Annotated in this window: 22 protein-coding genes; 11 read left to right on the plus strand and 11 right to left on the minus strand. The window is 66.1% G+C overall.

Annotated elements, in window-relative coordinates:
- Positions 1-297 precede the first annotated feature (297 nt).
- Positions 298-1,365 (plus strand): endonuclease domain-containing protein, encoded by a 1,068-nt coding sequence (locus tag LQ955_RS03420; protein ID WP_231026833.1) that lies wholly within the window; start codon positions 298-300, stop codon positions 1,363-1,365.
- Between the two features lie 194 nt (positions 1,366-1,559).
- Here LQ955_RS03420 and LQ955_RS03425 read toward each other — a convergent pair whose 3' ends face one another.
- Positions 1,560-2,849 (minus strand): winged helix-turn-helix domain-containing protein, encoded by a 1,290-nt coding sequence (locus tag LQ955_RS03425; RefSeq protein ID WP_231026834.1) that lies wholly within the window; start codon positions 2,847-2,849, stop codon positions 1,560-1,562.
- Positions 2,850-2,953: 104 nt separating this feature from the next.
- On the opposite strand from LQ955_RS03425, the gene LQ955_RS03430 reads away from it, so the two are divergent.
- Positions 2,954-4,195 (plus strand): AI-2E family transporter, encoded by a 1,242-nt coding sequence (locus LQ955_RS03430; RefSeq protein WP_231026835.1) that lies wholly within the window; start codon positions 2,954-2,956, stop codon positions 4,193-4,195.
- Positions 4,188-5,441 (plus strand): threonine ammonia-lyase, encoded by a 1,254-nt coding sequence (gene ilvA / locus LQ955_RS03435; protein WP_231026836.1) that lies wholly within the window; start codon positions 4,188-4,190, stop codon positions 5,439-5,441. The genes LQ955_RS03430 and ilvA overlap by 8 nt, the downstream gene beginning before the upstream one ends.
- Positions 5,442-5,628: 187 nt before the next feature.
- Here ilvA and greA read toward each other — a convergent pair whose 3' ends face one another.
- Positions 5,629-6,117 (minus strand): transcription elongation factor GreA, encoded by a 489-nt coding sequence (gene greA, locus LQ955_RS03440; protein WP_231026837.1) that lies wholly within the window; start codon positions 6,115-6,117, stop codon positions 5,629-5,631.
- A gap of 66 nt (positions 6,118-6,183) precedes the next feature.
- Positions 6,184-6,660 carry a DUF4307 domain-containing protein gene (locus LQ955_RS03445; protein WP_231026838.1) on the minus strand — a complete coding sequence of 159 codons (477 nt, stop codon included), beginning with the start codon at positions 6,658-6,660 and terminating at the stop codon, positions 6,184-6,186.
- A gap of 120 nt (positions 6,661-6,780) precedes the next feature.
- Between LQ955_RS03445 and mca the strand changes: the two genes are divergently transcribed.
- Positions 6,781-7,716, plus strand: coding sequence for a mycothiol conjugate amidase Mca (gene mca / locus LQ955_RS03450; protein ID WP_231026839.1), 936 nt, complete (start codon positions 6,781-6,783; stop codon positions 7,714-7,716).
- The gene (locus LQ955_RS03455) at positions 7,713-8,093 is read left to right on the plus strand and encodes a hypothetical protein (RefSeq protein ID WP_231026840.1); all 381 of its coding nucleotides are present in this window, start codon (positions 7,713-7,715) and stop codon (positions 8,091-8,093) included. The genes mca and LQ955_RS03455 overlap by 4 nt, the downstream gene beginning before the upstream one ends.
- Here the strand turns inward: LQ955_RS03455 and LQ955_RS03460 are convergent.
- Both LQ955_RS03460 and trhA read right to left on the minus strand, forming a co-directional pair.
- A complete protein-coding gene (locus LQ955_RS03460; protein WP_231026841.1) occupies positions 8,090-8,782 on the minus strand; it encodes a DJ-1/PfpI family protein in 693 nt (230 codons plus the stop codon). The genes LQ955_RS03455 and LQ955_RS03460 overlap by 4 nt on opposite strands.
- Before the next feature lie 33 nt (positions 8,783-8,815).
- Entirely contained in the window at positions 8,816-9,517 is a 702-nt protein-coding gene (trhA, locus tag LQ955_RS03465) for a PAQR family membrane homeostasis protein TrhA (protein ID WP_231026842.1), read from the minus strand.
- 70 nt (positions 9,518-9,587) lie between these two features.
- On the opposite strand from trhA, the gene LQ955_RS03470 reads away from it, so the two are divergent.
- From LQ955_RS03470 to LQ955_RS03480, 3 genes are all read left to right on the plus strand, one after another.
- Complete coding sequence (locus LQ955_RS03470; protein WP_231026843.1) at positions 9,588-10,373, plus strand: isoprenyl transferase; 786 nt, start codon at positions 9,588-9,590, stop codon at positions 10,371-10,373.
- 40 nt (positions 10,374-10,413) lie between these two features.
- Positions 10,414-10,647: a hypothetical protein gene (locus LQ955_RS03475; RefSeq protein WP_231026844.1), complete on the plus strand. Its 234-nt coding sequence runs from the start codon at positions 10,414-10,416 to the stop codon at positions 10,645-10,647.
- Between the two features lie 199 nt (positions 10,648-10,846).
- Positions 10,847-12,187: a PhoH family protein gene (locus LQ955_RS03480; RefSeq protein WP_231026845.1), complete on the plus strand. Its 1,341-nt coding sequence runs from the start codon at positions 10,847-10,849 to the stop codon at positions 12,185-12,187.
- A 53-nt stretch (positions 12,188-12,240) separates the two neighbouring features.
- Here the strand turns inward: LQ955_RS03480 and LQ955_RS03485 are convergent, their stop codons facing one another.
- From LQ955_RS03485 to xseA, 6 genes are all read right to left on the minus strand, one after another.
- Complete coding sequence (locus tag LQ955_RS03485) at positions 12,241-12,678, minus strand: prepilin peptidase (RefSeq protein ID WP_231026846.1); 438 nt, start codon at positions 12,676-12,678, stop codon at positions 12,241-12,243.
- A gap of 67 nt (positions 12,679-12,745) precedes the next feature.
- Positions 12,746-14,152: a class II fumarate hydratase gene (locus tag LQ955_RS03490; RefSeq protein ID WP_255713797.1), complete on the minus strand. Its 1,407-nt coding sequence runs from the start codon at positions 14,150-14,152 to the stop codon at positions 12,746-12,748.
- A gap of 65 nt (positions 14,153-14,217) precedes the next feature.
- Positions 14,218-14,838, minus strand: coding sequence for a carbonic anhydrase (locus tag LQ955_RS03495; protein WP_231028249.1), 621 nt, complete (start codon positions 14,836-14,838; stop codon positions 14,218-14,220).
- 41 nt (positions 14,839-14,879) lie between these two features.
- Positions 14,880-15,584 carry a DUF4245 family protein gene (locus LQ955_RS03500; RefSeq protein ID WP_231026847.1) on the minus strand — a complete coding sequence of 235 codons (705 nt, stop codon included), beginning with the start codon at positions 15,582-15,584 and terminating at the stop codon, positions 14,880-14,882.
- The gene (locus tag LQ955_RS03505; RefSeq protein ID WP_231026848.1) at positions 15,577-15,831 is read right to left on the minus strand and encodes an exodeoxyribonuclease VII small subunit; all 255 of its coding nucleotides are present in this window, start codon (positions 15,829-15,831) and stop codon (positions 15,577-15,579) included. The genes LQ955_RS03500 and LQ955_RS03505 overlap by 8 nt, the downstream gene beginning before the upstream one ends.
- 101 nt (positions 15,832-15,932) lie before the next feature.
- On the minus strand, positions 15,933-17,216 hold the full coding sequence (gene xseA / locus LQ955_RS03510; RefSeq protein ID WP_231026849.1) for an exodeoxyribonuclease VII large subunit: 1,284 nt from the start codon (positions 17,214-17,216) through the stop codon (positions 15,933-15,935).
- A gap of 58 nt (positions 17,217-17,274) precedes the next feature.
- Here xseA and LQ955_RS03515 point away from each other — a divergent pair, with 58 nt between their 5' ends.
- Genes LQ955_RS03515 through LQ955_RS03525 form a run of 3 tightly spaced genes read left to right on the plus strand, consistent with a single transcriptional unit; the run spans position 17,275 to position 20,679 of the window.
- Positions 17,275-18,306 (plus strand): 4-hydroxy-3-methylbut-2-enyl diphosphate reductase, encoded by a 1,032-nt coding sequence (locus LQ955_RS03515; protein ID WP_231028250.1) that lies wholly within the window; start codon positions 17,275-17,277, stop codon positions 18,304-18,306.
- Between the two features lie 43 nt (positions 18,307-18,349).
- Entirely contained in the window at positions 18,350-19,120 is a 771-nt protein-coding gene (locus LQ955_RS03520; protein WP_231026850.1) for an ABC transporter ATP-binding protein, read from the plus strand.
- Positions 19,102-20,679 carry a transporter gene (locus LQ955_RS03525; RefSeq protein WP_231026851.1) on the plus strand — a complete coding sequence of 526 codons (1,578 nt, stop codon included), beginning with the start codon at positions 19,102-19,104 and terminating at the stop codon, positions 20,677-20,679. Before LQ955_RS03520 ends, LQ955_RS03525 begins: the two co-directional genes overlap by 19 nt.
- Positions 20,680-20,699 lie beyond the last annotated feature (20 nt).

The following is a 20,699-nucleotide window of genomic DNA, read 5'->3' on the forward strand; positions in this document are numbered from 1 at the left end:
CTGTGGAGCTCGTGGGACGGCTAGCGACATCGGCTGTCCGTTCGCCAACCGGCGCGCCGCGTGCCCATTGGTAGCGCGAGCTGTCTGCTTGCGGCGCGCCACCACCCACCACCCACCACCACCCACCCACCCACCCACCACCACCACCCACCCACCCACCACCACCACCCACCCACCCACCCACCACCACCACCCACCCACCCACCACCACCACCACCCACCCACCCACCCACCCACCACCACCACCGAGCACCGACGACCGACCACCGACGACCGACCACCGACGACCGACCACCCATGACCGACCACCCCCGGCTGCCCGGGCTAGGGGCCAAGGCCGCGTGTTTTCAACCGCTGCCGTGTACGGCGAGTTATGCACAGAAGGGCGTTCGCGGGCATCCGCGGCCCGAGTGGCGGGGCACGATGAACGACATGGACGTTCCATCGACAATCGTGCGCTTTGGCGGAGTCGCCGACTATGCGGCACTCGCCACGGCAGGCGCTTCTCGCCTGCACGTGCGGCGCGCTCTCGATAGTGGCGCGGTGTTCCGCGTACGAAACGGGTGGTTCGCCGTGCCGGGGGCGGCGGAGGAACTCGTGGCGGCGGTTCGCGTGGGTGGCACTCTCTCGTGCGTCTCGGCCCTGCGTCGAGCAGGCATCTGGTGTCTCGATGACACACTTCTTCATGTGTGCGTCGACCGTCATGCTCCGTACGTCGCGTCGCCGAGACACCGGCGAACCCCTCTGGGTGCTCCGAGCGCGCACGCGGTCGCGCTGCACCGCGGCCATCGTCATCGGGGCGACACTCCGACACCGGCGTGCGAGACACCCGCCGTCGCTCTCGCGCACCTGTTCGCGTGTCGGCCTCGAGCGGAGGTCGTCGCTTCCCTCGACTCGGCGCTGAACAAGAAGCTCGTCACAGCGCACGAAGTGTGTCAGCTCGTGGATGCTCTGCCCCAGAAATACGCCCCGTATCTCTTGGCCGTCGATGCTTCGGCGCAATCGGGCACCGAGACCTTTGTGCGGTTGCAGCTGCGCCGACTAAGAATCGCGTTTCGCACCCAGGTAGCGATCGAAGGCGTCGGGCGCGTCGACTTCGTCGTCGGGCAGCGCTTCGTCGTCGAAGCCGACAGCACCGCGTGGCACGCGGGTTATGCTGCATTCGCAGAAGATCGTCGCCGAGACCTTGAGCTTCACACGCTCGGCTACATCGTGCTGCGGCTGAGCTACTGGCAGGTGATCGACCACCTCGACGATGTCGTGGCTGTCATTCGTGGCGTCGTGGCGCGCGGTGAGCATCTCTGGGCCGCGCGCCACCGTCATCGAGGGTTGGGTCTCGCCTCGACGAATGGCGGGGATCGGTGATTTCCGAGGAGATATCGACACTGTGTCGCCTATACCGGTTGACCATCGCGAATCCGCCTCTTTTTCGCGATGCCGACGAAGCGAACCACGTGGGGCACGCAGCGTCTTCGCCGCGCCGGTGGCGCACTATGGGAAGGTGGGGGCCGTCGCTGGTGGCGCGTAACGGGGAGGCGAGGGCCGCCGCCGGTGCAGCGCTAGGAGGAGGCGAGGGCCGCCGCGAGGGGCGCGGCGAAGGTGCCGCGGGGTACGACCTCGACGTCGGTGAGGTTCTGCCAGGCGGCGGTTTGGCGCAAGACGACGGCGAGACGGGCGGCGGCTTCGATCGTGTCGGGTCGGCCGCGACGGCTGCTGCGGCTGCGACCGTCGCCGCTGCCGCTGCCACCGCCGCTGCCGGCCCCACCGAGAGAGCCGGAAGCCAGCAGGTCGGGCTCCGCCCAGGCGGCCTGAACGCGCAGCACGCCCGCCTGGCGGTCGTTCTTGAGGTCGACGCGGCCGACGATGCGGTCGTCGAGCAGCACGGGAAGCACGTAGTACCCGAACACGCGCTTGGACTGCGGGGTGTAGATCTCGATGCGGTAGTGAAAGTCGAAGAGGCGCTCGGCCCGATCCCGTTGCCACACCATGGGGTCGAAGGGCGAGAGCAACGCCGTGGCCGAGATGCGGCGTGGCAGGCGGGCGTCGCGGTGCAGCCACGCGGGCTTGGTCCAGCCGTCGACCGAGACCGGCAGAAGCTCGCCCGAGTCTTCGAGCGCGCGGATGGCCGGCAGAGCATCCACGCCCTTCAACCGAAAGTAGTCGGCGAAATCGGCGGCCGTGCCGATACCGTGCGCGCGGGCCGAGAGCGACACGAGCGAGCGCATGGCCTCGTCGCGGGGCACGTGTCGGTCGCGCACCGCGGCAGGAAGCACGTGCTCAGGCAGCGCGTAGACCCGCTCGAACCGCGTGCGACCGGCTGCCACCACGTCTCCCCAGCGAAAGAGCGTCTCGAGCCCGATCTTCACGTCTGACCAACCCCACCACGAGCCTTTGCCCTTGTTCGCCTCGTGCTCGACCTGGCTCGCGGCGAGCGGACCCTTGTCGGCAAGCTCCGCCAGCAGCCACCGGATCATTTCGGGGTTCGCCAGCGCCCACGAATCGTTGCTCGCCAGGCTGCGGGCCCGAAAATCGTCCATTCGCCAGCGCAGCAGCGGCAACGTGTCGACCGGGATGAACGACGCCTCGTGCGCCCAGTATTCGATCATGCGCTTGCCGTAGGTCAGCCGGTCGAGATCGGTCTTCGCGTACGGCCCGAGCCGCGAAAACGCCGGCATGTAGTGACTGCGTTCGAACACGTTGACCGAGTCGATCTGCAGCAGGGCGAGCCGATCGACGAGAGACGTCAACTGCCGCAGCCCCGGCGAAGTCGACGAGCGGATGCCCGCGCCGAAGCCCTGGGCGCCGAGCGCGATGCGACGGGCAAGGGCCGGGCTGATTGCTGAAACCACCCTCGAAGCGTAGCGAACACCGCCGACACGCAACGCCTGGAGCAAACCTTCGGGCCCGCCGCAAACCCCAGGAACGGCCCTACCGGGCTACATAGACTGAGAGCATGTCAGATCCTGCAGCGCCGAAAGACCGTTCCAGCTTCTTCGCCCGTCGACGGGCGGCCGTTCTGAAGGCGCAGGCCGCGCAAGACTTGGCGCAGGCCGAAGCGCTCGCCCGAGTCGCCGACGATTCCGTCGGCGCATCCGGTTCGGCAGCAGGCGACGGCGGTGCTCTCGTGCCCCCCGCGATGCAGGTTGCGGGTGCCTGGGCCTGGCGCATCGTGGTGATTCTCGCGGCCCTCGCGGCCCTGCTCTGGGTCGTTTCGCAATTCAGTCTCGTCGTCATTCCGCTGCTCGTGGCGGTCGTGCTCTCAGCGCTGCTCGTGCCCTATAAGAACTTCTTGCTGCGGCACCACTGGCCGAAATGGACGGCCATCGTCGTACCGCTTCTCACGGTGTTCGTCATCATCGGAGCGCTCGCGCTTCTCGTCACCACGCAGATCTCTTCGGGCTACGACGACCTCAAGACGCAGAGCACCGCGTCGTACAACGCGTTCATCGAGTTTCTGAAGACCGGCCCGCTGCACCTCACCGACGACCAGATCAACAGCTACATCGGCCAGGCGTGGGAGGCCATTCAGAACGACAGCTCAGCCCTCTTCAAGGGCGCTCTCAGCCTCGGAACGACGGTCGGTCATGTGCTCACCGGTGTACTGCTGGTGCTGTTCTCGACGCTGTTCATCTTGATCGACGGCAAAGGCATCTGGGGCTGGCTGGTGCGGGTCTTTCCGAAGCGCGCCCGCGCTGCCGTCGACGGTGCCGGCCTCTCCGGCTGGAACACCCTGCAGAGCTTCATCAAGGTGCAGATTCTGGTCGCGTTCGTCGACGCCGTCGGCATCGGGCTGGGCGCGTTCATCCTGCAGGTTCCGCTGGCCATCCCGATCGCCGTGCTGGTGTTTTTGGGCTCGTTCATCCCGGTGGTGGGTGCTGTATTGACGGGCGCGTTAGCCGTTTTTGTGGCGCTGATCTACAACGGTCCCGTCGTCGCGCTCATCATGCTCGGGGTCGTGCTGCTGGTGCAGCAGATCGAGGGGCACGTGCTTCAACCACTCGTTATGGGTACGGCCGTGCGCGTGCATCCGCTCGCCGTGGTTCTGGCCGTAGCTGGGGGCAGTATTATCGCTGGTATCCCGGGTGCGTTTTTCGCCGTGCCGATCGTCGCCGTGCTGAACGTCATGATCACCTACGTTGCGAGTGGCGCCTGGCGAGGCAGACCCGACGTGAAAGAGCCACAAACCCATGCCTGATTCTCCCGCACAGACCGTCTCCGCCATCCCGCCGTTGGCCGAGATCGAGTCTGCGCGGATGATCGTGGCCCGGGCAGCGCAAGAGACACCCCTCGAGAGCTCACGCTTTCTCGCCGAAGTGCTCGGCTCTGAGGTGCTCATGAAGCTCGAGAACCTGCAGCGCACCGGGTCGTACAAGATCCGCGGCGCGTACTACCGCATGTCACGGCTGAGCGACGAAGAGAAGGCGCGCGGCGTCGTCGCCGCCTCGGCCGGAAACCACGCTCAGGGTGTCGCCTTCGCCGCGCGCGAGCTCGGCATCAAGGCCACCATCTTCATGCCGCTCGGCGTCGCCTTGCCGAAGCTCCAGGCCACGCGCGATTACGGGGCGGATGTTCTGCTCCGCGGCCACACGGTCGAAGAACCGCTGCGGGCCGCCGCCGAATACGCCGCGTCGACCGGTGCGGTACTCATTCCGCCGTTCGACCACCCCGACGTCATCGTCGGGCAGGGCACGCTCGGTCTCGAGATCTTCGACCAGGCCGACAACATCGACACGATCATCGTGCCGATCGGCGGGGGAGGCCTTATCTCGGGTGTTGCCAGCGCGGCCAAGCAGCGTGCCGCGGCTGAAGGGCGCAGCATCCGCATCATCGGGGTTCAGGCCGCCAATGCTGCCGCCTACCCGCCCTCGCTCGAGGCCGGGGCCGCCACCGAGATTCGCACCACGGCCACCATCGCCGACGGCATCGCCGTGGCCAAGCCCGGTCTGTTGAACTTCGAGATCATTCGTGAACTGGTCGATCAGATCGTGACCGTCACCGAAGCAGATATCGCCCGGGCGATTCTCGTGCTGCTCGAGCGCGCGAAGCTCGTGGTGGAGCCCGCGGGCGCCGTCGGGGTTGCGGCGATTCTCGCCGGGCAGATCACGAATACCGGAAAGACGGTCGTGATTCTCTCGGGCGGAAACATAGACCCGTTGTTGATGCAGCGGGTGATCAGCCACGGATTGGCGGCCTCTGACCGCTATCTCAAGCTCAAGATCATGCTGCCCGACCGCCCGGGGCAGCTCGCTCGCACGGCGGAGATCGTGGCCGAGGCGAACGCGAACGTCATCGAGGTGCTGCACACCCGACACGGCGGCGGCATGCAGCTGAGCGAGGTCGAACTCGAGCTGAGCGTCGAAACCCGCGGCCCCGAGCACCGTGCCGAGGTCATCGCGAAGCTGCGCGACGCCGGTTACGCCGCCCGCATCTCCGTCGACTGAGCCTCAGCCCGCCGCCCGGTCGCCCCCGCCCCGTCGCCCCCCCCGTCGCCCGCGTTCCGCGGTGGTTTGGTGCATCCGCGGTGGTTCGAACTACCGCGCGGGCGCCGAACTACAGCGCAGGCGCCAAAACACCGCGCACGCGTGGGGGCGGAGGCCAGGCGCCGGGATCCGGACGAGCCGGCAGGCGTCAGCCGGTGTAGTTCTCGACCGCGGTGACTTTCACGGTGATGGCGCGCCCGTTCGGCGCTTCGTACGTGGTCGACTCGCCCACCGAGAGGCCCATGATGGCGGTGCCGAGCGGGCTCTTCTCCGAGTACACGTCGAGGTCGCTCTGCCCCGCGATCTCGCGGCTGCCGAGCAGAAACACCGTCTCGTCGCCCGCGATGTCGGCGGTGATGACGGTTCCGGGAACAACCACTCCGTGGCTCTCGGGCGCCTCGCTCACTTGCGCGGTCTTCAGCAAGTTGGTGAGAAAACGGATGCGCGCCTCTTGTTTACCCTGCTCGTCTTTGGCCGCGTGATAACCGCTGTTCTCCTTGAGGTCGCCTTCTTCGCGCGCCGATTGGATCTTGTCGGTGATCTCTTGCCGCCCGGTTGTGGTCGCGTACTCGAGTTCGTTCACCAGACGGTCGTACGCCGCCTGCGTCAGCCAGCTGACTTCTGCTTCGCCTGCCATGGAGTTCCTTACGTCGTGGAAATACGTCGTGGTATTACGTCGTGATGGTGCGTCGTGATGCGGGTCTCAGGTGAGCCAGCAGCTGTCGAGCACACCCGTCACCGCTGGTTCTGTGGTCAATACAGTAGTGGTGATCTGCTGCGAACGCTGCGTCGAGGCAGGCACGTCGATCACTTTGAAGCCCACTACGGCGTGGGATTCGTTCTGCGCTTCGACCGCGCACGACACCGTCTTGCCGCTGGCGACCGACACGTTCAGCGTGAGGTCGACACGGGTCGGACCCACCACCGTGTAGGCCTGATCCTGAGCATCCACTGTGGAAGCAGTGCCGTCGAAGCCGGCCCAGATCACCCAGGTTCCAATCACGAGCACCACCGCAGCACCGAAGCCGATGGCCACTGCCCGCCCGCGCTTGCGCGAGTTCGGCGTGCGACCATAACGTTCCGCGCGCACATCTGACGCCGGGGCCGCTGCGGAGGCGGGCGCGAGGGGCGCGCTCGAGGCGGCGAACGGGCCGTCTTCGCTCAGCTCGTCTTCGTTCACGTGTTCGAATCCCTCTGGTTCTAGCGATTAGTCTTGATCAGTGCAGAAATTCCCCGCACAATCCATTTCACTAGGGTAGTTCGCTTACCTGAGGAGTTGAGACACCTGGCTTTACGTCTCATGGCCGTGCACGCCCATCCCGACGATGAGTCGAGCAAGGGTGCAGCGACCTATGCCTATTACGGCCACCGCGGCGTCGATGTCATGGTGGTCAGTTGCACCAGCGGTGAGCGCGGCAGCATTCTGAACGAGAACCTCGAATCCCGTTCGTGGGCCGAGCGCGACATTGCGGGGCTGCGTCGGTACGAGATGGCGGCGGCGCAGGCCGCGGTCGGCTTTCAGCACCGCTGGCTGGGGTACGCCGACTCCGGGCTGCCCGAGGAGGGTGACCCGCTGCCGGCCAACGCGTTCGGCGCGATTCCCACGCACCTCAGCGTGCGACCGCTCGTAGCGCTCGTGCGCGAGTTCAAGCCGCAGGTGCTGCTCACCTACGACGAGAACGGCGGCTACCCTCACCCCGACCACATTCGCTGCCACGACATCTCGGTGCTGGCCTACGAACTCGCCGCCGATGAGTCGTACGCACCCGAACTCGGGCCGGCCTGGCAGGTGTCGAAGCTGTACTACGACCGCATCTTCAGCTACCAGCGCATGCAGTCGATCTACTCGTTGCTGCTCGAAACCGACCCCGAGAGCCCGCTGCTCGAGTCGTTCACCGAGATGAAACGGTGGATGACCGAGGCGCCGTTCTTGGCGACGACGCAGATTCCCGCGGGGGAGTACTTCGAGTCGCGTGACGCCGCCCTGCTCGCGCACGCGTCGCAGGTCTCGCCCGACAGCTCGTTCTTCTTCTGGCCGAACGAGTTGCAGCGCAAGGCGTGGCCGTATGAGGATTACCAGCTCATCGACTCCAAGGTGGCCCTGCCCGAACGCGGCGAGGCGCTGGAGTCGGACTTCTTCGAGGGCATCGTCGACGACGAGTCTGTGCCCAACGCCGCCGCGAACGGCGACGACGCCGCGAATTCCGTCACCGAGACCGAGGTGCCGGCCTCGTGATGCACGTCGCAGCGGCGCACCTGACGACCGCTTTTCTGTGGCTGGCCGACGACTCGACGCCCACACCCTCGGTCGCTCCGACCCCTGATCCCGACAGCGTCACCCCGGGCATCCTGGGCTTCGTGATCACCCTGGGCGTGACGCTCGGCGCAGTGGCGCTGATCATCGACATGGTGCGCCGTATTCGCCGGGTGAACCTGCGTCAGCAGGCCAAAGAGAAGGTCGACGCCGAAGTCGCTGCCGCGGCTGCTGCGGCCGGCCGCTCGGGCGGCGGCAAGCGCGGCGGTTCGATCGGCGGCGCTCGGTCAGGCGGCGGCTCGGCATTGGGTGGTTCAGGATCGGGTGGTTCGCTACCGCCTGACGACGACTCGCTCTAGCCTGCCTCGAGCCTCTCGACGGCCTTCGCCACCGCAGGCCCGCGCAGCCGCTCCATTTCGCTCAGCGTACGGGCGACCTGGCCGGGGTCGGCGTCGGGGCGGCGAGGCGAACCGGCGTCGAACGGCGGCTGCGGATCGTATTCGATGGCGAGCTGAGCGCGCTTGGCGACGTCGTCGCCGTACAGCTCGGCCGCCAGCGTCAGCGCGAAGTCGATTCCGCTCGAAACTCCCGCTCCCGTGATGATGTTGCCATCGCGCACGACGCGTTCGGCCGTCGGGATCGCGCCGAACCGGTGCAGCAGCGCCAGCGAGCCCCAGTGGCTGGTGGCGCGGCGGCCGGCGAGCAGACCCGCCGCAGCCAGGGCGAACGACCCGGTGCAGACGCTGGTGACATAACGGGCATCCGCCGCCTGACGGCGAATGAAGTCGAGGGCCACGTCGTCGTCGAACAGGTCGAAAGCGCCCTGACCCCCGGGAACAAAGAGCACGTCGGCCGGGGGAGCATCATCGAAGGTCGTCGTCGGAACGATGGCGAACCCGGCATCGGTTGGCACCGGCTCGATGCGGTGCCACACGAAGTGCTGTTCGACGCCGGGCAGCCGTGAGAACACCTGCGCGGGCCCGGTCAGGTCGAGCTGGGTGACGTTCGGAAAGAGCAGGGAGACGATGCGAACGGAAGAAGCAGCCACTCTCATATTCTCGCGCGAGGCGGTGCCGTGCGGCTACGCGTTGTAAGCCGGATTCACGGCGAGCAGCATGATGCCGGTCCAGTGGCAGGCGAATGCGATCAGCGTGAGTGCGTGAAAGATCTCGTGAAAGCCGAACACGCCCGGCAGAGGGTTCGGTCGCTTCAGCCCGTAGCAGAGCGCGCCGATGGTATAGGCGATCCCACCCGCGAGCACCAGCGTCATCGTGGCCGCATTGGCAGCGAAGATGTCCCCGGTGAAGATCAGGGCCGCGAACCCCATCAGCACATAGAGCGGTGTGTAGAGCCAGCGCGGTGCGTCGATCCAGAACACGCGGAATCCGATACCGAGCCCGGCGGCGATCCAGACGAGCACGAGCAGCAGAGTGCCCTTCGAGGGCGGCAGGGCGAGCACGGCGATCGGTGTGTAGGTGCCGGCGATGAGCAAGAAGATGTTCGCGTGATCGATGCGCTTCAAGACGCGCTTGGTCGTCGGCTTCCAATTGAAACGGTGGTAGAGCGCCGAGTTGCCGAACAGCAGCAGCGAGGTCAGGGCGAAGACCGCGCAACTCCATTTCGCGGCCGGCCCGTCGGCGACGCACACCAGCACGATGCCGGCAGCGATGGCCAGCGGAAAGGTCACCGCGTGAATCCACCCTCGCCACGTGGGCTTCACTTCGAGGGGAGGGATGTTCTCGCTGGCCTCGAGCAGAGGCAGGGCATCCGGATGTTCGGGCATGCCCCTAACACTAGAGCGCGCCCCGCGCAGCCCGCTGTGAGTTTGGCCGCGCTGACGGTAGCGTAGCTTCGTGGCAAACAGGCAGGGCTCACCGGCACGGGGGTTGCTTTACGGGCTCTACCAGAAGCGATTGCGCCGCGAACTCGAGACCGGGGACATGCCGCATCATGTGGCGATGATCATCGACGGCAACCGGCGCTGGGCCAAACAGAACTTTCTCGCCACCGCGGCCCACGGGCATCGGGCCGGCGCGGCCAAGGTCGCCGAGTTTCTCGAATGGTGCGACGACCTCGGAATCTCGGTCGCAACCCTGTATCTGCTCTCGACCGACAACCTGAAGAGCCGCAGCACCGATGAGCTCACCGAGTTGATCGAGATCATCGCTCAATTGGCAGAAGAGCTTGCCACCTACCGCAACTGGCGCATCAAACACGTCGGCAGCAACGACGGGCTGCCGCAGCGACTCGTCGACGCCTTGGCCGCTGCAGAGGCGAAAACCCTGAACAACACCGGCCTGCACGTGAACCTCGCCGTGGGGTACGGCGGTCGCAGCGAGATAGCAGATGCCGTGCAGAGCATCATCCGCGCGCACCAGGCCGCGGGCGACTCGCTCGAAGATCTCGCCGCCAACCTCGACGAAGACCTCATCAGCGCGCACCTCTACACCGGAGGGCAGCCCGACCCCGACCTGGTCATCCGAACATCCGGTGAGCAGCGGCTCAGCGACTTCATGCTCTGGCAGAGCGCACACAGCGAGTTCTATTTCATGGAGGCGCTCGGCCCCGACATTCGCGAGGTCGACTTTCTGCGAGCGCTGCGCGATTATTCTCGCCGTCACCGCAGGTTCGGGTCGTAAACTGACCCTTCACCGAAAACTTTCGAAGAAAAGAGCTGCCATGAAAGTCAAAATTCTCATTGCTGCGGGTTTCGGCGTCGGATATCTGGCCGGCTCGGCGAACGGCCGTCGTCGAATCGCCGAACTCACCAGCAAGGCGAGCGAAGTGCTGAACGACCCGAAGCTCAAGAAGACCGTCAAAGACACGGCTTCGAAGGTGCGTGAGGGTGCAGAAGAAGCCGCCTCGAAACTGCGCGAGGGCGCCGAAGACGGCTACAAGAAAGCCACCTCGTAACACAGTGTTAACCTTCGGCGGCGTGTTCGTAACCGAACTCGCAGGTGAGCGCCTTACTGTGAGTCTCATCAGGTATGGCACCTGATCGAAGCGGCCACATAAGTACGTTTCGATACCAACCGGGTCTTGAAAGAGATCAGGGGCCGCTTCGCCGGAAAGAGATCCGGCGCCGCGTCAGCGGGCCGGGGTTGGAGTACTTGTGCCCGATCAGAAAACTCAAAAGTCCGTCACCACCAGCGCAAAACAAGCCGAGCGTACCTACGTGTTAGATACCTCGGTTTTGTTGTCTGACCCGAAGGCGATTTTCCGGTTCGCCGAGCATCCCGTGGTCTTGCCGGTCGTGGTCATCTCTGAACTCGAAGCGAAACGCAACGACCCGGAGATCGGATATTTCGCGCGTCAAGCACTGCGAAACCTCGACGAATTACGCGTGCTGCACGAGCGGCTCGACTTTCCGATCTCGGTGGGTGAAGCCGGCGGCAGCCTCCGCGTCGAGCTGAATCACTCGAACATGTCGGTGCTGCCATCGGGACTGCAACTGAACGACAACGACTCGCGCATTCTGGCGGTGGCGCTCAATCTCTCGAACGACGGGCTCGATGTCACGGTCGTCTCGAAAGACCTGCCGTTGCGCGTCAAGGCGGCGTCCATCGGCCTCGCAGCCGAAGAGTACCGCGCAGAACTCGCGGTCGACTCCGGATGGACGGGGCTCGACGACATCACACTGAGTGCTGCCGACATGTCCAAGCTCTACGAGCAGGAGCGACTGGAAACCCCGCTCGTTGAAAAGATGCCGATCAACACGGGCTTGGTCATCCACTCCGACCGAGGATCGGCCCTCGGCCGCGTGACCGGCAAGCACAGCTTTCAGCTGGTGCGTGGCGACCGCGACGTGTTCGGGCTGCACGGCCGTTCGGCCGAGCAGCGCGTGGCGATCGACATGCTGCTCGACCCCGAGGTCGGCATCGTCTCGCTGGGGGGTAGGGCCGGTACAGGGAAGTCTGCCATTGCCCTCTGCGCGGGTCTTGAAGCGGTGCTCGAAAAGCAGCAGCACAAGAAGATCATGGTGTTCCGGCCGCTGTACGCGGTCGGCGGCCAGGAGCTCGGCTTCTTGCCCGGTGACGCTTCGGAGAAGATGAACCCGTGGGCGCAGGCGGTGTTCGACACGCTCGGCTCGCTGGTGTCGCAGAACGTACTCGACGAGGTGGTTGAGCGGGGCATCCTCGAGGTGTTGCCGCTCACGCACATCCGCGGGCGGTCGCTGCACGATGCGTTTGTCATCGTCGACGAGGCACAATCGCTCGAGCGTAATGTTCTGCTCACCGTTCTGTCGCGCATCGGACAGAACTCGCGGGTGGTGCTGACGCACGATGTCGCCCAGCGCGACAACCTGCGCGTCGGCCGGCACGACGGTGTCGCGTCGGTCATCGAGACGCTGAAGGGTCACCCGCTGTTCGGGCACATCACCCTGACGCGCTCGGAGCGCTCGGCCATCGCCGCCCTCGTCACCGAGATGCTGGAGTCGAACGAGCTGGCCTAGCTGTGGGCCGGCTCGGCGAGGATGGTGCCTAGCCGGCGAGCCGGCTCAGAAGCTCACACCAGAACGGCCAGCCAGAACCCGGCGAGAAGAAAAGGGCCGAGGGCGATAGTGCGCCGGCCGTAAGCAGAAGCGACAATCGCCGCGGGTGCGACCAGCAACAGGGTCGACCCCGCGGCGATCGCCAGCAGGGGCGGTGCGTTGGCGCTCGGCAGCAATTCGAGGCATCCGGCGAGCAGACCGATCAGTTTGACGTCGCCCATGCCGATGGCCCCGAGCAGAGAAAGACAGCTCACCCCGCCCAGCGCGACGAAGCACACGAGCATCGGTGTCGGCTCGCCTCCTGTCGCCGGCCTCAGCGCCGCTGAAACGGCAAAGGCGATATACCCCGGCAGCAGCAACACATTAGGTAGCCGCCACGCGGTGAGATCGGTCACCGCCAGGGGAACGCTTATCGCCGCGAGAACAAGAAGAGGGCCGAGCCAGAACAACATGGCTCGACCCTAAATCAACCGCCGAACGGCACCCTCGAGTTATGCACAGGTGCCGTTCGGGGCGTGCCTACTTCGCCAGCTGCGGCGGCCGCGTCATCGACAGCACGTCGAGCGCGGTGTCGAGCTGCTCGAGGGTGACCTCGCCGCGATCGACGAAGCCGAGGTCGATCACAGCCTCGCGCACGGTGATGCCCTTAGCCACGGAGTGCTTGGCGATCTTCGCCGCAGCTTCATAGCCGATGATACGGTTCAGCGGAGTCACGATCGACGGCGACGACTCAGCGAGTGCGAGAGCGCGCGCGAGGTTCGCCTGCAGGCCGTCGACGGTCTTGTCGGCCAGCAGCACCGACGAGCTCGACAGAAGCCGGATCGACTCCAGCAATGCGGTACCCATCACCGGAATCGCAACGTTCAGCTCGAAGGCGCCCGAGGCGCCCGACCAGGCGATGGTGGCGTCGTTGCCGATGACGCGCGAGCAGACCTGCAGCACGGCCTCCGGGATGACCGGGTTGACCTTGCCGGGCATGATCGACGACCCCGGCTGCAGGTCGGGGATGTGCAGCTCGCCGAGACCCGTGTTCGGGCCCGAGCCCATCCAGCGCAGGTCGTTGCAGATCTTCGTCAGGCTGACGGCAAGAACGCGCAGCGCGCCGGAGGCCTCGACGAGGGAGTCACGGGCGCCTTGCGCCTCGAAGTGATCGCGGGCCTCGGTGATGGGCAGCTCGGTCTCGGCCGCGAGCAGCTCGATGACCAGCTGCGGAAAGCCGGCGGGGGTGTTGATGCCGGTGCCGACGGCGGTGCCGCCGAGCGGGACCTCGGCTACGTGCCGCAGGGTTCCTTCGACGCGCTCGATGCCGAGGCGAACCTGCGAGGCGTAGCCACCGAACTCCTGGCCCAGGGTGACCGGCGTTGCATCCATCAGGTGCGTACGACCCGACTTCACGGCCGTCTTCCAGAGCTCGGCCTTGACCTCGAGCGCTTCGGCGAGGTGCGTCAGCGAGGGAATGAGGTCGTTGATCAGCGCGCCGGTGACGGCGACGTGAACGGAGGTGGGAAAAACGTCATTCGACGACTGCGAGGCGTTGACGTGGTCGTTCGGGTGCACCTTCGAGCCGAGGCGGGTCGACGCGAGTGACGCCAGCACCTCGTTCATGTTCATGTTCGTCGACGTGCCACTGCCGGTCTGGTAGATGTCGATCGGAAACTGGTCGGCGTACTTTCCTGAGATCACGTCGTCGGCCGCGGCGGCGATGGCCGAAGCGATCGGTTCGTCGAGCACGCCGAGCTTCTCGTTCGCCAGCGCTGCGGCCTTCTTGATGCGCGCAAGAGCGGTGATCTGAGCAGCTTCGAGCACATCGCCCGACACGGGAAAGTTCTCAACAGCACGCTGGGTCTGCGCACCGTAAAGGGCGCTTGCAGGTACCCGCACCTCGCCCATCGTGTCGTGTTCGATGCGGTACTCGGTTTCGGGGATGTTCTCCACCACTTCGTGGCCTTTCGTCGGTAGTAAACAGGGCTTTTGTCAGGGAAACAGGTAGATCAGGGAGTGACGAGCCCGACCGCCATGTCGGGTACAGCGCGGCCCTCGGTCAGGCGATAGTTGGCGCCCACAATGCCGAGGCGGCCCTCGGCGATGGCCTCGGTGACGATCTCGGAGTTCTGCAGCAGCTCCGCCACGGTGTCTCGCAGGTGATACCTGCCCACCTCGTAGGGGTCGAGATCGCCCGGCTTGTTCACGCTGCCGGGGTTGCGTGCCTCCGTGACGTCGGCGACCTGCCGGATGGCCGGAATGATCTTGTCGACGAGGTGCGCGATGTGCGGTGGCAGCGGGGGAGTCTCGGGGTCTTGCGAAGCGATCGCTGCCGCGACGGCACCGCATTCGTCGTGCCCCAGCACCACGATCAGCTGCACGCCGAGCACACTGACGGCGTACTCGAGGCTGCCGAGCACCGACTCGGAGATGACCTGACCGGCGTTTCGGATGACGAAGAGGTCGCCGAGGCCCTGGTCGAAGATGATCTCGGCAGCAAGCCGGGAGTCGCTGCAGCCGAAGAGTGCCGCCCGAGGAGCCTGCCCCAGCTCGAGCTGGTGCCGCCGGTCGACGTCTTGGCGCGGGTGTCTCGGTTCGCCGCGCACGAAGCGCTCGTTTCCGCGCACCATTTCGGCCCACACCGTGGCCGGGGTCTGCTCCTCGGGAATGCTCACTGTGACACCTCCGCGGTGGCCGGCTGCGCCTGGATGTTCGTGGTGATCGCCGAGGCCACCTGATCGAATTCTTCGGTGCTGGCCGTACCCAGCAGCACGTAGGTACTGGCACCCGACTGCGTGGTGAGGGCGTAGCTGGCGTTGCCCACGTCGTTGGCGGTCTGCCGGTTGTCGTAGACCGTCCATTGGATGCCGTCGATCGTGGTCACGTCTATCGCCGCCGTGTTGTGCACCTGCTGGGCCACCCAGTCGTCGATGTTGCCGGTACTCGCCGTGCTGACTGCTTGTTCGAGACCGAGATAGGCGCCCGACGGAGTGGTGAAACCGATGTACCAATACGGAATAGCGGTCGACCCCGAGCCACTGGTGCGAATCTCTGCAGCGTTCGCGCTGTAGGTGGCGGGCAGGTCGGGCGACGCGACCGGAACCGGAAACGCGGCCTGTGCGCTCGACGCGACAGATCGGTAGTCGACCGTCTGCAGGTGCGACGTGTTGTCGCGCGGAACGAGCAGCACGATCACGATGACCACCGCGACGCAGACGATGAGCGAGAGCCAGAGGTTGTTGATGGTCTTATTGGCTCGGTACTTGCGAGAGTTCTCGGCCTTGCGGGCAGACGTCTCTTCAGGCGTCTCGGGGCGCCCGAGTTCGGCGACGACGGCGGGCGGCTTCTGCCGTCTCGCACCCAGGCCTTCAGACATCGCGGCCGTTCGGGCCGGCCCCGGCGTTCGCTGCGCTCGCGGCGCGAGCCGCGTCGAGCCGGGTCTTCGCGCCGATCAGCCATTCTTCGCAGCGCGCGGCGAGCGCTTCGCCTCGCTCCCACAGGCCGAGCGACTGCTCGAGCGTCGCGGCACCACGCTCGAGTTCGGCCACGACACGAACGAGTTCGTCTCTGGCCTCTTCGTAGCTGAGCGAGCCGACTTCTGGCTCGGTTGGAGTCGTGGGCATGACTTCGATCCTATCGAAAGCTGGGTGAGAGATTGATGGGGGCCGTAACCTGTGCAGAGTTCTCGGGGCTCAGCGATTGTGGAAACTGACGGTTGTGAGAACTAACGATTGTGCGAACTGCTGAGCTCTCCTTCTGAGCGCGCCTTCAGGGCACCGCTGGCCAGGGTCACGGTCAGCTCGGTGCCCTGCGGAGCATCCACGGGCCTCCGCACGATGTGCCCCGAACCCGCGCCCTGCTGCACGATGGCATACCCGCGGTCGAGCGTGCTCTGCGGCGACAACGCCCGCAGCCGAGCGCTGAGCTCGCTGGTCGTCGTGCCCGCCCGCTCGAGCACCCGGCTCATCAGCTCGACACCGCGCGAAACATACCGGGTGAGATCTTCGGCGCGCGTATCGACGATCCAGGTCGTGTTCGAGAGCACCGGTCGCGAGCGCACCTGTTCGATGCGGTCGATCTCGTGCCGCACGAACGCGGTGACCCGCAGGCTCAGCCGTGCCCGGGCCTGCTCGACTTTGTTCAGCTCTTCTGACACGTCAGGAACGACACGCTTGGCCGCGTCGGTGGGGGTGGATGCCCGCAGGTCTGCCACCTCGTCGAGGAGTGGCCTATCGGCCTCATGCCCGATGGCGCTCACCAGGGGAGTGCGGCACGCCGCCGCGGCCCGAAGCACCGACTCGTCGCTGAACCCCATCAGGTTCTGAAAGTCTCCGCCGCCGCGAGCGACGATGATGACGTCGACCTCGGGGTCGTCGTCGAGCGCCGCTAGAGCAGCCACGACTTCGCGCGGCACCCGATCGCCCTGCACCGCCGTGTGCACCACCCGGAACGACACCGACGGCCAGCGCAGCTGCGCGTTGCGCAACACGTCTTTCTCCGCATCGCTGTCTTTGCCGGTGATGAGCCCGATGCGCCCGGGCAGAAACGGTAGGGGCTTCTTGCGCGCCGCGTCGAACAGACCTTCTGAGGCGAGCTGGCGCCGCAGTCGCTCGAGCCGCTCGAGCATGTCGCCGAGCCCCACGTGTCGCATCTCGAACACCTGCATGGTGAGCGTGCCGCCCTTGAGCCAGTAGTTCGGCTTCACGAGGGTGAGAACCCGGTCGCCCTGCTTGAGGTCGGCCGGAATCTTGGCGCGCACCGACGACCAGATGTTGAACCCGATGGTCACGTCTTCGGTGGTGTCTTTGAGTTTGCCGTACACATTGCCGCCGCTGACACCCCACTGGGTGATCTCACCCTCGACCCAGGCGGTGCCCAAGCGGTCGATGTAGGCCTTGATCCTGCCCGAGAAGTGGGCGACCGGCCAGGGGTTCTCGAAGGTCGGCGGCCCGTCGACGGTACGCTCGGCGACCGCGCCGGCCCGATCGGCACTGCGTTGATCGGCCATGGCCGTACCTCCTGCCCGTAGAATCGAAAGAGTGAGCGACACAACCATCAGCCTGCCCATGCCGAGAATGCCCGGCGTTCGCAACAGGCTAAAGGATACCCCCGTCATCGGCGCCAAGCGGGTGCTGCTGGCGGCGCCCCGCGGCTATTGCGCGGGGGTCGACAGGGCCGTCGTCGCGGTCGAGAAGGCCCTCGAGCGGTATGGCGCACCGGTCTATGTGCGTAAACAGATTGTGCATAACAAGCACGTCGTCGCAACTCTGGAGAAAGCCGGCGCCATCTTCGTCGAGGAGGTCGACGAAGTGCCCCTTGGCTCGCACGTCGTCTTCAGCGCACACGGCGTTTCGCCCGCTGTCGTACAGGGTGCGGCCGACCGCAATCTGCAGGCCATCGACGCCACGTGCCCGCTCGTCACGAAGGTGCACCGCGAGGCCGTGCGGTTCGCACGCGACGACTTCGAGATTCTGCTGATCGGCCACGAAGGCCACGAAGAGGTCGAAGGCACGGCCGGCGAGGCGCCCGAGCACACCACGCTCGTCGGCAGCCCCGACGAGGCCGACACCATCGTGGTGCGCGACCCCGACAAGGTCGTCTGGCTCTCGCAGACCACCCTGAGCGTCGACGAGACCATGGAGACCGTTCGGCGCCTGCGCGCACGCTTTCCGAACCTGCAAGACCCGCCGAGCGACGACATCTGCTACGCCACCCAGAACCGCCAGGTCGCCATCAAGAAGGTCGCGAAAGACAGCGACCTGGTCATCGTGGTGGGGTCGGCGAACTCGTCCAACTCGGTGCGGCTGGTCGAGGTGGCGCTCGAGTACGGGGCGAAGGCCGCCTACCGGGTCGACTATGCGCACGAGGTCAAACAGGAGTGGCTCGACGGTGTCAACACGGTCGGCGTGACATCCGGAGCATCCGTACCCGAAGTGCTCGTGCAAGAGCTGCTCGACGACCTCGCGGGCGCCGGTTACGGCGACATTGAGACGGTGCAGACGGCCGAAGAAGACCTGATCTTCTCGCTGCCGAAAGAGCTGCGCCACGACCCGTCGGGTAACACGGATGCCCGTGCCATCGGCGGTCGACGCATGTGAGTTCACTCACGTAGGGTGAAGAGTGACGACAAGGAGATCGCTCGTGCAATCTGACCTCCCAGTAGCCGCCCTCGAGCTGCGCGGCCTCACCAAGCGGTTCGGCGAGAAGCTCGCCGTCGACGACCTCAGTCTGAGTGTTCCGGTCGGGTCGCTCTACGGTCTGGTCGGCCCGAACGGGGCGGGCAAAACGACCACGCTGTCGATGGCGACGGGTCTGTTGCGACCGGATGCCGGGCAGTCGTTCATCCACGGCGTCGACATGTGGCAGAGCCCGCTCGAAGCGAAGCAGCTCGTGGGCAACCTCTCCGACGGCGTCAAGCTGTTCGATCGCCTGACGGGCGAGCAACTCGTCACGTACAACGGCCTGCTCTTCGGAATGGATCGGCAGACCGTCGCTGAGCGCGTGGCCGATCTGCTGCGGCTGCTCGATCTCGAGAGCGCGGCCGGCACGCCTGTGGTGGACTACTCGGCCGGCATGACGAAGAAGATCGCGCTCGCCTGTGCTCTCGTGCACGCGCCGAAACTGCTGGTGCTCGACGAGCCGTTCGAATCGGTCGACCCGGTGTCGGCCGCGAACATCCGCGACATGCTGACCGAATACGTCGAGGGCGGCGGAACGGTCATCGTCTCGAGCCACGTGATGGATCTCGTGCAGCGCATGTGCAACCGCGTCGCGGTGGTCTCGGCCGGGCGTGTGCTCGCGGAGGGAACCGTCGACGAGGTGCGCGGATCCGCCTCGCTCGAAGACCGTTTCGTCGAACTGGTCGGCGGCCGGCACCACTCGGAAGGGCCCGAATGGTTACGGCACTCCTGAGGCTGCGGTTTCGCGTTCTCGGCAACACCCTGCGCCGCAGCCCCTGGCAACTCGTCGCGGTCATCATCGGGGGGCTGTACGGGCTCGGGGTGCTGTTCTTCGCTGTCATCGGTCTCGTGGCGCTCGGCTTCGCCCCGATCGAATTGGCGAGCACCATCGTCGTGCTGGCCGGTTCGGCGCTCATTCTCGGCTGGATTCTGGTGCCGCTGGTCGCAACGGGCATCGAGCAGACGCTCGAACCGGCGAAGCTGGTGCAGTTTCCGCTGCCGATGTCGAAACTGCTGCTCGGGCTGACGCTGGCGGGGGTGCTGGGCATCCCGGGCATCATCACGTCGATCGCCGCGCTCGCGACGGTGGGCACGTGGATCCGGTACCCGCTCGCCGCCGTCGCCGCGCTGGTCTGCGCGGCGCTCGGCGTGCTCATCTGTGTCGTCGGTTCGCGACTGGTCGCGGCGCTCAGTGTGTCGCTCTCGTCGCGCCGCCGCTTCAGGGAGCTCTCGGGCATCCTGATCTTCATTCCGCTGATTCTGCTGGGGCCGATCATCTTCTTCGTGGCTCAGGGCGTGCGAACGTCAGCCGATGCGCTGCCCGCGCTGGCCGGAGCACCGAGCTGGAGCCCGCTCGGCGCACCCTGGTCGGTGCCGGCCGACATTGCTCGCGGCGACGCGGGTGCTGCCGCCCTCAAATTCGTCATCACGCTCGTGACGCTCGCGCTGCTGGCCGTACTCTGGCGGCGCAGCCTCGCCATCGCTCTCGTGACACCGGCGTCGAGCGCGCGCAAGCGTGTGGCGCGCGGCAAGATCGGGCTCTTCGGCGTGTTTCCGGCAACGCCAGCCGGTGCCGTTGCCGCGCGTTCGCTGACCTATTGGCTGCGCGATCCGCGTTACGCTCGTCAGCTCATCGTGGTTCCGCTTATTCCCGTCTTGTTGTTGTTCTACTCGTATAACTTCCATTCGCTCACGCTGCTCAACCTCACCGGGCCCCTCATAGCGTTTCTGCTCTCGCTCAGCACCTACACCGACGTCTCATACGACGGCACCGCGTTCGCCACGCACGTCGCCGACGGGGTGCGGGGGAGGGATGATCGGCTCGGCCGTGCCGTTGCGCTCGGCATTATCGCCTTGCCGCTGGTGCTGCTCGCCACCTTCATCACCGTGGCCGTCACCGGCTCGTGGGGGCTGCTGCCGCCCATCGCCGGGCTGGCGATCGGAGCGATGCTCTCGGGAATCGGCCTGTGCGCCGTGTCGTCCGCGCGCATCGTGATTCCGGTGCCCGCTGCGGGCGACAACCCGTTCAAGTCCGCACCCGGCGCGGGGTTCACGACGGCGCTGAGCGCGTTCGCCATCTGGGGCATTCTGCTGTTGCTGACGCTGCCCGAGATTCTGCTGGCCGCTGCCAGCATGCTGTTCGGCATCGCCCTGCTGGGCTGGCTCGCGCTGCTCGTCGGTGTTGTTCTCGGGGTGGTGTTCGCGGTCGTCGGCATCCGCCGAGGCGGGGCGCTCTTCGATAACACCGCACCCGAGCTGCTCGGGCGCCTCAAGATGCTGCGCGGCGCCTGAGGCGTTACGGGCGTTCAGGC

It is taken from the genome of Subtercola endophyticus (assembly GCF_021044565.1).
Lineage (GTDB): Bacteria > Actinomycetota > Actinomycetes > Actinomycetales > Microbacteriaceae > Subtercola > Subtercola endophyticus.

What these genes read in the sequence shown, in the direction of transcription:
- LQ955_RS03420 (WP_231026833.1), top strand. Translation starts at nt 298, where the DNA reads ATGACCGACCACCCCCGGCTGCCCGGGCTAGGGGCCAAGGCCGCGTGT.
- LQ955_RS03430 (WP_231026835.1), top strand. Translation starts at nt 2,954, where the DNA reads ATGTCAGATCCTGCAGCGCCGAAAGACCGTTCCAGCTTCTTCGCCCGT.
- ilvA (WP_231026836.1), top strand. Translation starts at nt 4,188, where the DNA reads ATGCCTGATTCTCCCGCACAGACCGTCTCCGCCATCCCGCCGTTGGCC.
- greA (WP_231026837.1), bottom strand. Translation starts at nt 6,117, where the DNA reads ATGGCAGGCGAAGCAGAAGTCAGCTGGCTGACGCAGGCGGCGTACGAC.
- mca (WP_231026839.1), top strand. Translation starts at nt 6,781, where the DNA reads ATGGCCGTGCACGCCCATCCCGACGATGAGTCGAGCAAGGGTGCAGCG.
- trhA (WP_231026842.1), bottom strand. Translation starts at nt 9,517, where the DNA reads ATGCCCGAACATCCGGATGCCCTGCCTCTGCTCGAGGCCAGCGAGAAC.
- LQ955_RS03475 (WP_231026844.1), top strand. Translation starts at nt 10,414, where the DNA reads ATGAAAGTCAAAATTCTCATTGCTGCGGGTTTCGGCGTCGGATATCTG.
- LQ955_RS03485 (WP_231026846.1), bottom strand. Translation starts at nt 12,678, where the DNA reads ATGTTGTTCTGGCTCGGCCCTCTTCTTGTTCTCGCGGCGATAAGCGTT.
- LQ955_RS03495 (WP_231028249.1), bottom strand. Translation starts at nt 14,838, where the DNA reads ATGGTGCGCGGAAACGAGCGCTTCGTGCGCGGCGAACCGAGACACCCG.
- LQ955_RS03500 (WP_231026847.1), bottom strand. Translation starts at nt 15,584, where the DNA reads ATGTCTGAAGGCCTGGGTGCGAGACGGCAGAAGCCGCCCGCCGTCGTC.
- LQ955_RS03505 (WP_231026848.1), bottom strand. Translation starts at nt 15,831, where the DNA reads ATGCCCACGACTCCAACCGAGCCAGAAGTCGGCTCGCTCAGCTACGAA.
- xseA (WP_231026849.1), bottom strand. Translation starts at nt 17,216, where the DNA reads ATGGCCGATCAACGCAGTGCCGATCGGGCCGGCGCGGTCGCCGAGCGT.
- LQ955_RS03515 (WP_231028250.1), top strand. Translation starts at nt 17,275, where the DNA reads ATGCCGAGAATGCCCGGCGTTCGCAACAGGCTAAAGGATACCCCCGTC.
- LQ955_RS03525 (WP_231026851.1), top strand. Translation starts at nt 19,102, where the DNA reads ATGGTTACGGCACTCCTGAGGCTGCGGTTTCGCGTTCTCGGCAACACC.